We start from the raw sequence: 14,269 nt of genomic DNA, 5'->3' as shown, positions 1-14,269 counted from the left end.
CAACCGTTCTCCTTATTTGGTTTCGGCATCGATCCGCAACGACAGCGCACGTGCCGAAGTCACCAATTGCGAAGCGACTTTAGTGTGCGGCGACTGCAGGATATCGGCGGTTTGTCCTGATTCGGCAACACGTCCATCAGCAAGTACATAACAGCGTGTGGTTGCATGATTGAGTACCGCGAAATCGTGGGTGATGAAGAGCATGGATGCGCCGGAATCGTCCACCAACGATACCAGCAGATCGACGATCTGCCGTTGCGTGATCGAATCCAGCGCGGTGGTTGGCTCGTCGGCGATAATCAGGCGCGGCGACGTGACCAATGCGGCCGCGATGCCGACGCGCTGCTGTTGTCCGCCGGAAAGTTCATGCGGATATTTGTTCAGCACATCTTCCGGCAGCCCGACTTTGGCGAACATTGCTTTGACACGGTCCAACCGTTCGTCACGGGTCAGATCGTAATGCAAACGCAGTGGCAGCGCGACCTGCTGCGCCACGGTCATCACCGGATTCAATGCGGCGGAAGGATTCTGGAACACCATGCCCACATAACGGCCACGCAGATCGGCGATCGCTTGATCCGACGCTCCGACGATTTCAGTACCACCCATGTCAATACTGCCGGAAACCTGTGCGGAAAGCGGCAGCAAGCCCATGATGGATTTGGCGATCATGGATTTGCCGGAACCGGACGAACCGATCAAACCCACACGTTCACCGTCGGCGATGTCCATATCGACATCATGCACAATCGGCATTCCATTGATGACGATATTGAGATTACGGATGCTGACGCTCATGTGCGTTCCTCCGGTTCAACATGGGTGGCTTCACTTTGTCGCAATGCCGGATTCGTCAGCGGATCGATGGCGTCACGCAACGCATCGCCAAACAGATTCAGCGCTATCACCATCAAGGTGACCACCAATCCCGGCCACACCACAGCCATCGGATAAATGCTGATGAATTTGACGGACGTGGCAAGCGAATGCCCCCAACTGGGCACTCCCGCACCGACGCCAACACCCAGATACGTCAATCCAGCCTCCGCCAAGAGCGACGTGCCCGCACTCATCGACAGCTGAACGCATAACACCGGAACCGTATTCGGCACAATATGCGTGAAAAACACGCGTAACGAACTCGCGCCCGACCACAAAGCCGATTCCACATAGTCAGAACGCGCGGCGAGCATGGCCGCGGGGCGTAGAATACGCGCCAAATTCAGCCCGTATGCAAGTCCGCATGCTGCGATGATCACCGCTGCCGACGCGCCGAACGGCACGGAGAGCATCAAGGCGATCAGCACTGTTGGAATGGAAATCAACGCATCCACCACAACCACCGACGTGGAAGCCAATGCGCCATGGCGAGACACCATGGCCGCCACCAACAGCAGGCCGATGGCCGCGGCAACCACCACGGTAAGCAGCGCGATCGCAAGATTCGTACGGGAACCGGCCATCAGCCAGCTCAACACATCAGCGCCAACACCATCAGTACCCAACATGTGAGCGCCGGACGGCGAAGTCCACGTGTTGAATCCGTCAGTATCAAGCAGCGAATATGGCGTCCACACCAGCGAAATAGCCGACACAACCAGCCATATCGCAAGCATGATCAGCGAATACTTGCCACCAGCGGTACGCCATATGGAGGGAATCACGGTTTTCACAGCGTTTTTCGAAGTAGTTTTCTCAGCAGATTGTTTCATCATGCAAGCACCTCCCCCGACACCAATCCGGCATCTTTCAGACGCGGATCAAGCGCACGATGCACCACATCAACCACTAATCCAAGCAAGAGGAAGAACGTAGCCAACAGGAACAATTCGCTCTGCACTGCAATCAGATCTCGATTGCCAACATCGGTGACCAGCATGGTGCCAAGCCCCGGAAGCGCGAACAGATTCTCAACCACCATTACACCGGTGACCATCTGGGCGAACGTCAAACCGATCACCGACACCAATTGCGGTGTGGCAAGACGCAAAGCGACGCGCAATACCGCCCGTTTGCGGGTCATGCCGCATGCCATGGCCATGTCAACCGCCTGAGACGAGGCCTTGTCCCCCACGGCGGCACGCGTGTAACGCATAATGGACGCGCCTGCGGTAACGCCGGTGGCGAGCGCCGGAAGTATCAAAGAAGCCAACGCCCGCAAGGGCGCACCCCAGCCAGTATCGGGAAAACCTTGCGCCGGCAGCAATCCCAACAGTCCTGAACCGCGTGAGAACAGCAGAATCAACAGCAATCCGCCCCATAATGCGGGAATGGCACCGGCAAGAATCGCAATACCGTGACAAAGCCCACGCAAGCGGGCATTACGAGTCAGCACAGCAGCGCAACCAAGCGGCAGGCCAATCGCCAATGCGATCAGCAAACTCACGATAATCAGCGGAAACGTTACCGAAGCGCGAGACGCTACCTGCGCCGACACCGACTTGCCGCCAATGGCGGAAACACCAAGATCGCCGTGCAGCAACCCCAGCATCCAATCGCCGTATTGTGCCACGTACGACTTGTCCAAACCAAGTTCGGCACGTAGCGACGCGATACGTTCGGGGGTCGCGTTCGTACCTGCGATCACCGCAGCCACATCGCCCGGCAGCATGCGCAGTAGCACGAACACCAAAAGCGATAGACCGAACAGGGCCGCGACGAACAGTCCCAGCCGTTTGACTACAAATCTCATAGTTGAACCACCATTGGTCTATCGCTCGATCCGTGCGTTTGCAGCGATACGCACCTATTCACCGTCAATACCCTATCCAACAATATCGTGCCAATGTGTGGCGGTGCCGCAACGATGCCGCTGCAAACACCGCCACACATCAGTTTTCATCACTTGTTTTCCGCCGATTTTCCATCGTTTTTCGTCGATTCACCGCGCCTTGGTGATCTGCCACAATGGCAGCACCGTCTGGCTCAGCTTGCTGGGGAATCCCTGCACGTTCTTGTGGTATGCCACCGTCACGCGATATCCGAACAGCCAGTCGGCGGGGGCATCCTCGCTTACTGCTTTCGCAGCCTGCTTCAGGTAGTTTGCACTGGATTCCTCATCGGTGGCGGCGAGCGCCTTGGCATACAGTTCTTGGGCTTGCTTGCCGTCGTAATGGAAGTAGTAGTCGGGCGTGGTCCACTTGTAGAAGTCGTGGCTTTCGGCGTGGTCCACCAACGAGAGTTCATAGTCGCCGTTGGCATGCACGTCTTGCAGCCATGTGGAGAATTCCACGTAGTTGATGCTGAGATCAATGCCGATTTTGGCGAGCTGGCTACGCAGCTGATCGCCGAGTTCCGTGCCGTACGTGTTGGCGTAGGTGAGGGTGAGTTTCAGCGGATTATCGGTGGAATAGCCGGCTTCAGCCATGAGTTCCTTGGCTTTGTTCACATCGTACGGGTACAGGTCGGTCAAGTCCTCATAGCCCGGGTCCACGGATGGGATCGGCCCGCCGAGCGCATAGTCGACGTTACCGCGCGAAGCGATGATTTCCTCATGGTTGATGCCGTAACGGATTGCCTGACGCACGCGCTTGTCGGCAAGCTTGCTGTTCGCGCAGTTGAAGGCGAGCACGTATTTGTCGCTGCCGTCCGCCGCGGACACCTGATACGTGTTGGCGTCAAGCGATTTGGCGAGCGTGGCGTTCACCGGGGAAAGCACGTCGACTTCGCCGCTTTTCAGCGCGTTGACGGCTGCGTTATCGTCGGTGAGGAATTTGATGATCACGTTTTCGGTTGCGGCCTGGTGTGCGCTTCCCCAATACTTCGGGTTGGCTTTGAGCACCATTTTGCTGGCGGAATCGAAGGATTCCACCGTGTACGGGCCCGATCCGACGGCTTCGGTTTTCGCGTTGTATTCGGCGTCCTTATCGAACACCAGGCCGGGGCGTCCGGTCAGGTACCACAGCAGGTTGGAATCGGGGGTGCTGAGCGTGAGCTTCACGGTGTCGCTATCGACCGCTTCGGCTTTTTCGAGGCTTTCGACCTGATTGGCGTTGTAATACTGCTGTTCTTTGAGCTGGTTAATGGACCAGGCCACATCTTCGGCGTCCAACGTGTCTCCGTTGGAGAAGTTCATGTTCTCGTTGAGATGGAACGTATACGTTGTGCCGTCGTTGGAAATATCCCAGCTTTTCGCCAGTCCCGGATGCACTTTGTTGTCGGAATCGCGTGACAGCAGTCCTTCGTACACATTGCCGATCAGCACCTGTTCGATCGCCGATCCGGACTGGTGGCGAATGTCGAGGCTTACGGGGGCGAGTTTCAGTCCAATGGTCACGGTGTTGGAGGTGCCATTTTCCGCGGTATCGCTGGATACGCTGTTGTTGCGGAATACGACGACGCCCACAATGATGGCGACCACTGCGATCACTGCAATGATGGCGATGATCCACTTGTTGGGCCCCTTGGATTTCGGTGATTTGGCACGCGCGTTCAAAGTTGCGTCGGTGCTTGCCGAGTTTGCGGGCTGATTGTTGTGTTGTTCGTTCTTCTGTTCGGTTGCGTCGGCTTCGCCGTACGCACCTGAAGATTGCGACATGATTGCTCCTGTTTGATTATGTGTTTGTTCTGGTTGACCGCCTGTACGGGTCGATCACCAAAGTCTGATTCTACAATCCGCCATGCCCGCAGGATTCATCTGACGGCAATGCCGCAATGCCGCATGCTTCAGCCGGTTCGATATATACTTGACGCAGTTTTCGTAAGTCTTGCCAACGTCAATGGAAGGACAATATCGGCTATGGCGCATATTCTTCTCGGCGTGACCGGCAGCATCGCCGCATTCAAGGCCTGCCATCTCGCCTCCGACTGGAGCAAGCAGGGACATGAGGTTCGCGTGACCATGACCGCGGCCGCGCAGGAGTTCGTCACCCCGTTGACGTTCAGCTCGCTCACGCATACGCAGACGCGCACGTCCATGTTCGCAGCACAGCGCAATGACGGCGATGTTGCTCATACGCCATCCGATCCGCTGCATATCAATCACGTGGATGATGCGAAATGGGCGAACATGCTCGTCATCGCTCCCGCGAGCGCCGATATCATTGCGAAAATCGCATGCGGCATTGCCGACGACCAGCTGACAAGTACCGTGCTTGCCTATAGCGAAGGGCCGAAAATCCTATGCCCTGCCATGAACGTGCACATGTATGAGAATGCCGTGACGCAACGCAATCTCAATACCTGCCGTGAACTTGGATGGACCATTGTGGAGCCGGGATCCGGTATGCTTGCCTGCCAGGATGTCGGCAAAGGACGCATGGAGGAGCCTGCTGCGATCGAAGCTGCCGTAGCTGATCTGCTGCGTGCGAACCAGCCCGCAGAAACGTTGCCATTGCACGGATTGCATGTGCTCGTCACCGCCGGTCCCACACAGGAGCCGCTTGATCCCGTGCGCTACCTCACCAATCATTCCACTGGAAAAATGGGCTATGCGATCGCCGAGCAGGCACGCGATATGGGCGCGGATGTGACGCTGGTATCCGGCCCTGTCACATTGAGCGCTCCCCGCGGCATTGATACGGTTCACGTCACCACCGCGCAGCAAATGTTCAACGCGGTGCAAGAGCATTTCACGCAGGCCGATCTGACGATTATGGCCGCTGCCGTCGGCGATTTCCGCCCGATTGAGCAGTCTTCGGAGAAAATCAAGAAGAACGGGCGCATCAATATCGATCTGCAGCTCACATCGAATCCCGATATTCTCGCGTGGGCAGGCGAGCATAAGACCGCCGACCAGACCTTGTGCGGTTTCGCCATGGAAACGCAGGATCTTGAATCGAACGCAGCGAAAAAACTCACATCCAAGCATTGTTCCATGCTGGTGGCCAACAATCTCAACACTCCCGGCGCCGGCTTCGCAGTGGATACGAATGTGGTGACGGTATTGAAGCCCGGCGCAACCCCCGATGAGCCTATCATCGAGCATTGGAACAAGATGAGCAAGCAGGAATTGGCGGAACGCATCCTCACCGAATTGGCAGCGTTACGCAATACCGAATCCGCTGAATCGCAAGCATCGTAACTATCAACCAACGTCACAGGAAATAGCGTCAATACAGCAATCGTAAGGAGAATTCGACATGCTTCTGGTCGCAGTCGACATCGGCAACACCAATGTGGTGATCGGCTTTCTCGATGACGGGCATATCGCCGGCACATACCGCATCACCACGAAAGCGAACCACACGTCAGACGAATATGGCCTGATGATCACGCAATTCCTGCGGTTGAGCGGCTACACGCCGGGCGACGTGGACGACGTGATCATCACGTCGGTGGTGCCGAAGGTCATGCATTCGTTCCGTGCCAGCATTGTGAAATTCCTCAATATCGATCCGATGATTGTTGGACCGGGAGTCAAAACCGGCATCAATATTCGCATGGACAATCCGCAGAATATGGGCGCGGACTGCATTGCCGACTGTGCGGGAGCCTACTACGAGTATGGCGGGCCGATTCTGGTGGCGGATTTCGGCACGGCCACCACATTCAATTACGTAACAGCCGACGCTTCAGTGATTTGCGGGCTCATCACCACCGGCATTCGCACAGGCGCGGCCGCCTTGTGGGACGCCACGGCCCAGTTGCCGGAAGTGGAGATCACGCGCCCCTCGTCGATTCTGGCAAAAAGCACCAAACCAGCCATGCAAGCCGGCTTGTACTACAACTTCCTCGGAGGCATCGAACGTACGATCACGCAATTCCATCGCGAAATCGACGAGGATTTCCGCGTGGTTGCGACGGGCGGATTAAGCCGCGTGTTCGCCGACGATACCGACATGATCGACATTTACGACCCTGATCTGATTTTCAAAGGCATGCTGCATATTTACGAACGCAACGTACGACAATAACTTTTCGTCAACATACAATCTCAATACATAATAATAATAATGGCTGTCTTGAATTCAAAAAAAAACAAGACAGCCATCATTATTTTTACAACTATAGCAAATAATTAACTATTTACTGAATAGTAAAGCCCTGATTGGCTCCGTATTCCTTCAAATCCTTCTGCCACAGCGCGATGCCGCTTTTCAATTTGAGACGATCAGCGGAATCAGTTTCCTTCAACGCGTCGCCGATGGCGGATTTGTCGGACACTTTGCCACCGGCCGCGATGATATTCAGCCTGTCCTGCTCTTTGCGCAACCGGCTCGACCATTTGTAGGCCTTGCCTACGGTAGTGCGGAAGTCACTTCGCGCATACACTTCGAATGGCAGATACTGGTAGCCGGTCGACACGTTTTCCGCAGCTTCGGAAAGCACACGATTGTATTCCTGACCGCCGAAATACGGTATTTCGATGCCACGCTCGTCGGTCACGGTGGTTTTGTGCAGGAATTCCGGATCAGACAACGTGTTGTTGTCGGCGGGGAATGCGCCGCCATCCACGCGGGCTTTGATACCTTCCGCTTTATGGCATGCGTATTCAATGAAACGATATGACGCTTCGGGCTTGCGAGAGCGTTGCAGCACGGCCAGCGCAGATCCGCCGTTTTCCGACGTGGTGGCACTGCCATCTGGTGTCGGCATCTGCGCCACACGCCACAATCCTGCGGTTCCAGGAAGGTTCGACATGAGCAACGACGGCAACCAGGCGCCGGAGAACACGGAGGCGATCTTCCCCTCTCCTACGGCTTCCTTCCATTCATCGGACCATGTGGTCAGATTGGTGGCGACCAAACCTTCATCGATCATTTTCTGCCAGAATTCAGTAAAGGTTCGGGTGCCCTCGTCGTCGGTGAGGTTGATCGTCACGTTTTTGCCGTCGTTCGACGTGGAGAACGGGCGCCCTCCGGCAAGCCAGATCATAGTGTCGTAAAAGCTGGCGTCGCCGGAATCGGCGGTGATATACACGCCGATCTCCTTGAGCTTTTTGGCGGCTTCGTAATAGTCGTCCCATGTGCGAATTTTGGACGCGTCGACACCCACCTGTTCAAACACGCTGTCATTGTAGAAGAACGCCATTGGACCGGAATCCATGGGCAAGCCGTACACGCGGCCGTTCAGCTGTACCGAAGCCCATGTACCGGGCGTGTAGAAATCGCCGTAGCCTTCCGTACGCCCAGTGATCGCCACCAGCTGGCTGCTTACCGCGTACTGGCGCAACGCATAGTACTCCAATTGCACCACGTCGGGAATGCCGTAGCCGTCTTGAATGGCACTGTTGAGATTGTCGTAACCGCTTGTGTTCTTCCAAATAACGTGGATGTCGGGATTTTCCTTTTCGAAGCCGTCGATGACTTGCCTCATGCTCGGCTCCCACGACCATACGGTGATTTCGGTTCGGGAATCGACGTTGGCTCCGCAAGCGGCCGCACTGACTGCCATAATGGCCGCACAGCAGATGGCGATGATTCGTTTCACCAGTTTCAAGCCGATTCCTCCCATTTGATGTTCCCACACGAAAACGTGCGTACACACATACGCATTCGAGTGTACGTCAGTCACCCGAAAGCCAGCGTACAATCCTCCAATCTCTTCGATTCAGCCACGCAATCCACTTATAGCTCAAAAAAGCGTCCGCCGATTGACAATCCCTCAATCCACAGACGCTCATATTTACCGATTCCACTATGGAATCATGCAGCTACTTCACGGTGTAGCCCTGCTGAGATGCATAATCCTTGATATTCTTTTCCCAAGCCTGAACACCTTCAGCAAGGGTGACGGACTTGTCGGTATATGCACCACCGGCATCATCGCTATATACGCCACGCGCATAAACCTCGAACGGCAGGAACTTGTAGCCAGTCGAAACATTGGCCGCAGCCTTGGCGAGCTCCTCATTGAACTTCTGACCACCGAAGTATTCGTGCGCATTGCCATCGGAATCAGTCAGAGAGGTCATGTTCAGGAAGTCATCAGAAGCGAGAGTGTCGTTATCGGCAGGGAATGCGCCGCCATCGACGCGAGTCTTGATGCCTTCGGCATTGTGGCACGCATATTCAGCGAACTTGTATGCAGCTTCGGCCTTGGCCTTGTCATCCGTCTTGACCATCGCAAGCGAAGAACCACCGTTCTCGGAATTGGTTTCAGATCCATCCGGAGTCGGCATCTGAGCAACACGCCACTTCCCCTCACCGTCAGGAGCACCGGAAAGCAAGTTGTACGGCATCCAAGCACCGGTCAGCAGCGAAGCGATAGAGCCGTCATTCAAACTCTTGTTCCAATCATCACTCCAGCCTGCGGTCTTGGTATCAATAAGATCATCATCAATCATCTTCTGCCAGAAATCAACAAAAGTCTTGACCTTGGAATCATTGCTGAGGTTGATGGTGACGGACTGTCCATCGGAACCAGTGGAGAACGGCGTCGCACCCGCCAGCCATGTCATGGAATCGAAGAAGCCAGCATCACCAGAATCGGACGTAATGTAGGACCCTGTTGCGCGAACCTTCTTGGCAGCATCGTAGAACTCATCCCACGTCCTCACCCGAGTCGGATCGACCCCGGCCTTATCAAACACATCCTTGTTATAGAACCATGCCATCGGTCCGGAATCCATCGGCAGTGCATACACACCGCCATTAAGTTTCACAGAAGCCCACGTGCCCGGCGTATAGAAATCCGAGAACTTGTCCGCACCAAACTGACTCAGGTCTTCAATCTCTCCACGAACCTGATATTCGGGAAGTGCATAATACTCAATCTGCACCAAATCTGGCGCACCTTTACCTGCAGAAAGCGCATTGTTCAAAGCCGTGTATTCGGTGCTGTTCGTGCCGGCATTGGTCACCTTAACAGTGATGTCCGGATTGGCCTTTTCAAAATCCTTCACGGTACGCGGCAAAGTGGAATCCCAAGACCATACCGTAATTTCAGTCTTACCACCCTCTGTCACCCCGAAGAACTCGAATTCGAGGAACTCCCGCAGGCTGCGACACCAGTCAGCATCGCAGCAGCAGCAACCAGAGCGATTGTTTTCTTGGATGCAGTGAACTTCATCGTTCTTCCTTCCTTTAAATATGGCCGACCTTCTACATCGACCAACATTATCGGCTATGAATCATTCATTGACCCTTCCGACAATCATGAGGATAACACAAAAGTTATGTTTACGCAAACAAATAGGCAAATCGTTGATTTTCCAGTATTTTTTTAGTTACCTAGCATATTTTGTTTAGCTACGCAAACACGATATGATTGCATGCTGGACGATGCATATCCGTCGAAGCTCGCGCAACGCAAACATTTCATCAGACCACTCATCGAAAGGAACGGCATGACTTCCGGAACCAGCACAATCACAGTGCAAAAAAACAGCGCAATTGCCGATATACCACCCCGCATTTTCGGATCATTTGTAGAACATCTTGGACGTTGTGTCTACGGAGGCATTTATGAGCCAAGTCACCCCACAGCCGACGAAAACGGATTCCGCCAAGACGTCATCAATCTAGTCAAAGAACTTGGTGTGACCTGCGTGCGTTACCCCGGCGGCAATTTCGTCTCTGCCTACAATTGGGAGGATGGCACAGGGCCACGGGGGCAACGCCCAATACGACGAGATCTCGCATGGCACAGCACCGAAACCAATGAAGTCGGTATCGACGATTTCTACCGATGGAGCAAGAAGACCGGTACCGAAATCATGCTTGCCGTCAATATGGGCACCCGAGGATTGAAGGCCGCACTGGAAGAGTTGGAATACGTCAACGGAGCGCCCGGCACCGAGCTTGCCAATCGCCGCGTACGTAACGGAATCACCGAACCAATGGACATCAAAATGTGGTGCATCGGCAATGAAATGGATGGCCCTTGGCAGGTGGGACATATGAGCCCTGACGAGTATGCCGCAGCCGTGGACCGAGTCGCACACGCCATGAAACTCGCGGAATCAGGCTTGGAACTCGTGGCCTGCGGCTCCTCCAGCGCCCATATGCCAACGTTTGGATCCTGGGAACGCAGCGTGCTTACCAAAGCGTACGACAATCTCGATTTCGTCTCCTGCCATGCCTACTACTACGAACGTGGAGCAAAATCGTTGCAAGATTATCTGGCAAGTTCACAAGACATGCAAACGTTCATCTCCACCGTGGCGGCATGTGCAGACGAAGCCAAAAATGCCCACACAGGCGATCATGATATAGCACTGTCATTTGATGAGTGGGGCGTCTGGTATTCCGACGTCTGGAATCAGCAGGAAGCTGAATGGAAAGCCCAATCAGGCAAGGATCTTCATCATGAGTCATGGCCGAAAGCACCGCGTCTGCTCGAAGATATCTACAATGCAGCCGATGCAGTGGTAGAAGGGTCGCTGATGATCACTCTGCTTAAGCACTGCGACCGAGTGCGTTCTGCCTCGCGCGCGCAGTTGGTCAATGTGATTGCGCCAATCATGGCCGAAAAGAACGGTCCCGCATGGCGTCAAACTGTCTTCTATCCGTTTGCCGAAGCCGCACAACACGCCCATGGCATTGCCTACAGTCCAGTCATCGACTCTCCCAACGTAGAGACTGAATCTTTCGGCTTGGTCAATGCCCTTGATTCAGTAATCACTTGGGACGAAACGAATCATTCCGGTCTTCTGCTTATGGTGAATCGCGACGCATCCGACGCACATAAGGTTACGGCTTCTCTGTCTCAACTGCCGTATTTCGACATATCCGACTTCCATATAGACAAGGCCATTATTCTGCATGACGACAATCCATATCAGCGTAATTCCGCAGACGACCCAACCGCAGTGACACCCCAAGAGCTTCATGCAACAATCGACAATGGATCAGTTCACTGCACTTTGCCAGCAATCAGTTGGGCTGCAGTGGAATTCCACGCCTAGTTTTTATTCGAATAGTATAAATTAAATGGGTGTCGGCAGATTGACAATCATCAACCTGCCGGCACCCATAATGTTGCGATTATTTGCTTGCTGTCTGCTTACTGCTTAGTGACGATCACGCCGTTTGGTTTGATCGAAATGGTTTCGCCACTCACTTCAGCGAACGAGGAGACCACGACTTCGCCTTCCACCGGGACCCGGACCGTCTCATGCGTGCGGTTGAACGAGAACACGAACCTCGAACCGTCCGATCCCTCACGTTCGACCCGCAGCACGCGACTGTCGTTTTCGCCGGTTTCGGCCATGCCGAGCGATTCGAGAATCTCCGGCAGGCTCTTGGCGATGCCATCGCGGCCGAGGCGTGCGCCCACATACACGCTGCGACCCTCGCCGAACGTGTTCGCGACGATCGCCGGAGCGCCGTCCATGCCGGTCCACGGATCATCCTTGAACGTTTCCAGTACGGTGGCCGACCCGTCGACCGAGCCGATCACGTCAACGATGTCATGCGCCACCGTACCGTTGCTGAGCTCGAGATGATCCGGCACGCCCGGGAAATCGTCGCCCATGGGCATGAATTCCTCCACGCGCACGCCGACCACGTCACGAATCGATCCGGGATAGCCGCCGAGCCACACGTGGTCCTTCTCGTCCGAAATGCCCGTGTAGTAGGTCACGACCAGACGGCCGCCATTGACGACGTAGTCACGCACCCTGCGGGTCGTTTCCTCGGAAAGCAGGTACACGCTCGGCAACACGACCATCTCATAATCGTCCCAGGCACCGCGCACCGGCACCACGTCGGCGGTCACGCCATGGTCGGCCAGAGCACGGAACCACTGCAGCGGCTCGTCGACGTGGTGGACCTTCTGGGTCGGCGTGGCGGTGTGCTCGCTGGCCCACTCGGACTCGTAGTCGAACACCACGGCGACTTTGGACTTCGCCAGCTTCGTGCCAAGCAGTCCGTTGTCGGCCAGCGCGTTCAGATCCGCGCCCAGCTCGCACACGTCACGGAACACGGCCGAATCCTCGCCGGTGTGGGGCACCATCGCGGAATGGAACTTCTCCGCGCCTGCCTTGGACTGGCGCCACTGGAAGTAGCACACCGCGTCCGCGCCCATGGCCACATGCGCCAGGGAATCGCGCACCAGCTGGCCCGGCTCCTTGCGGTAGTTGACCGGACGCCAGTTGACCGCGCTGGTGGAATGCTCCATCAGGAACCACGGATCCTTGCGCGCGATGCCGTCGACCAGGCTCGCAGAGAACGCGAGCTCGTCCAGATGGGCCTCGCCCGGAATGAAGTAATGGTCGTTCGATACGAAATCGACCTCACGGCCCCAATCGTCGTAGTCCAATACCGAACCCGACGCGGACACCATGAAGTTCGTGGTCAACGGCAGGTCCGGAGTGATCTCGGCAAGCGCGTCACGCTCGGCGACGTAGAACGCCTTCAGCGCGTCGGAGCTGAAGCGCTTGAAGTCAAGCAGCTTGCCCGGGTTCATGAAGTTGCCGTCGCCGATGAAACGCGGCGGCACGATTTCCGTGAAGTCGTTCATGCGCTGCGCCCAGAACGCCGTGCCCCACGCGTCGTTCACCGCGTCGATGGTGCCGTAGCGTTCCTCGCACCATTTCCGAAACGCGCGTTCGGCGTCCTCGGAATAGTCGAAGCGGTTGTGGCAGCCGTACTCGTTGCTCACATGCCATGCGACCACGTACGGGTTGCCCTTGTAATGCTCGGCCATCGCACGGCACAGCTTCAGCGCGTACTCGCGGAACACCGGACTGGTCGGCCTCCAATGCTGGCGGGCGCCCGGCTGGCACACGTCGCCGCGGTAGTCCTTCCACAGTACCTCGGGATGCGCCTGGGTGAGCCACATCGGCGGCGACGCGGTGGCGGACGCCAAGTCCACTGCGATACCGGCCTCGCCCAGCTTGTTGATGATGCGGTCGAGCCAGTCGAAATCGTACACGCCCTCGCTCGTCTCGATCTTCGCCCACGAGAAGATGCCCACGGACACGAGGTTCACGCCAGCCTTCTTCATCAGACGAACGTCATCGTCCCACACCTCTTCCGGCCACTGGTCGGGATTGTAGTCCCCGCCGTACCAGATGCGGGCTTGCTGCCCAGCCAACGGCTGCGGCCAACGATAGGATCTACGTTGAGTCATATCCACTCCTTTGTTTTTCATCAACTATCCTAACAAATTCATTCCTTGACCGCGCCTGCGGAGAGGCCGGACTGCCAGTACTTCTGCAGGCACAGGAACGCGATGACCAGCGGGATGATCGTGATCAACGAGCCCGTGATCACCAGATTCTGGATCGCCTGGCCGCCAGCGGTGCTCGCCTGGTCCTTCCACTGGTTCAGGCCGATTGTCAACGGATACCAGTTCGAATTTTTCAACATGATCAACGGCAGGAAGTAGTTGTTCCACGTCGCCACGATCGTGAACAGGGCCGTCGTAACGATGCCCGGAGCCA

At 55.8% G+C, this 14,269-nt stretch carries 9 protein-coding genes and 2 pseudogenes; 3 read left to right on the top strand and 8 right to left on the bottom strand.

What is annotated here, in order from left to right; all coding sequences use genetic code 11:
- Positions 1-12 precede the first annotated feature (12 nt).
- The 4 genes from WMO36_RS06615 to WMO36_RS06600 form a co-directional block, all read right to left on the bottom strand.
- Positions 13-798 (bottom strand): ABC transporter ATP-binding protein, encoded by a 786-nt coding sequence (locus tag WMO36_RS06615; RefSeq protein WP_302147002.1) that lies wholly within the window; start codon positions 796-798, stop codon positions 13-15.
- On the bottom strand, positions 795-1,715 hold the full coding sequence (locus WMO36_RS06610; RefSeq protein WP_099570849.1) for an ABC transporter permease: 921 nt from the start codon (positions 1,713-1,715) through the stop codon (positions 795-797). Before WMO36_RS06610 ends, WMO36_RS06615 begins: the two co-directional genes overlap by 4 nt.
- The gene (locus WMO36_RS06605) at positions 1,712-2,692 is read right to left on the bottom strand and encodes an ABC transporter permease (protein ID WP_302147004.1); all 981 of its coding nucleotides are present in this window, start codon (positions 2,690-2,692) and stop codon (positions 1,712-1,714) included. The genes WMO36_RS06610 and WMO36_RS06605 overlap by 4 nt, the downstream gene beginning before the upstream one ends.
- Positions 2,693-2,881: 189 nt before the next feature.
- On the bottom strand, positions 2,882-4,537 hold the full coding sequence (locus tag WMO36_RS06600) for an ABC transporter substrate-binding protein (protein ID WP_302147006.1): 1,656 nt from the start codon (positions 4,535-4,537) through the stop codon (positions 2,882-2,884).
- A gap of 201 nt (positions 4,538-4,738) precedes the next feature.
- On the opposite strand from WMO36_RS06600, the gene coaBC reads away from it, so the two are divergent.
- Both coaBC and WMO36_RS06590 read left to right on the top strand, forming a co-directional pair.
- On the top strand, positions 4,739-6,022 hold the full coding sequence (gene coaBC, locus WMO36_RS06595; protein ID WP_302147007.1) for a bifunctional phosphopantothenoylcysteine decarboxylase/phosphopantothenate--cysteine ligase CoaBC: 1,284 nt from the start codon (positions 4,739-4,741) through the stop codon (positions 6,020-6,022).
- A gap of 58 nt (positions 6,023-6,080) precedes the next feature.
- Positions 6,081-6,854, top strand: a complete 774-nt coding sequence (locus tag WMO36_RS06590; RefSeq protein ID WP_099570853.1) for a type III pantothenate kinase — start codon at positions 6,081-6,083, stop codon at positions 6,852-6,854.
- Positions 6,855-6,966: 112 nt separating this feature from the next.
- On the opposite strand, the gene WMO36_RS06585 is transcribed toward WMO36_RS06590, so the two are convergent.
- Both WMO36_RS06585 and WMO36_RS06580 read right to left on the bottom strand, forming a co-directional pair.
- Positions 6,967-8,394 (bottom strand): ABC transporter substrate-binding protein, encoded by a 1,428-nt coding sequence (locus WMO36_RS06585; protein WP_144164814.1) that lies wholly within the window; start codon positions 8,392-8,394, stop codon positions 6,967-6,969.
- Between the two features lie 199 nt (positions 8,395-8,593).
- Positions 8,594-9,951, bottom strand: a pseudogene (locus WMO36_RS06580) (ABC transporter substrate-binding protein).
- Positions 9,952-10,228: 277 nt separating this feature from the next.
- Between WMO36_RS06580 and WMO36_RS06575 the strand changes: the two are divergent.
- A complete protein-coding gene (locus WMO36_RS06575; RefSeq protein WP_302147009.1) occupies positions 10,229-11,788 on the top strand; it encodes an alpha-N-arabinofuranosidase in 1,560 nt (519 codons plus the stop codon).
- A 98-nt stretch (positions 11,789-11,886) separates the two neighbouring features.
- On the opposite strand, the gene WMO36_RS06570 is transcribed toward WMO36_RS06575, so the two are convergent.
- Together WMO36_RS06570 and WMO36_RS06565 are read right to left on the bottom strand one after the other, a co-directional pair.
- The gene (locus WMO36_RS06570; protein ID WP_316103564.1) at positions 11,887-13,956 is read right to left on the bottom strand and encodes a beta-galactosidase; all 2,070 of its coding nucleotides are present in this window, start codon (positions 13,954-13,956) and stop codon (positions 11,887-11,889) included.
- Positions 13,957-13,994: 38 nt separating this feature from the next.
- Positions 13,995-14,269 (bottom strand): annotated as a pseudogene (locus WMO36_RS06565) (carbohydrate ABC transporter permease); the annotation flags it as partial.

It is taken from the genome of Bifidobacterium hominis (assembly GCF_040095915.1).
GTDB lineage: Bacteria > Actinomycetota > Actinomycetes > Actinomycetales > Bifidobacteriaceae > Bifidobacterium > Bifidobacterium hominis.
Note: the sequence above shows the minus strand (reverse complement) of the source record. Positions and strands in the feature narration are given on the sequence as shown.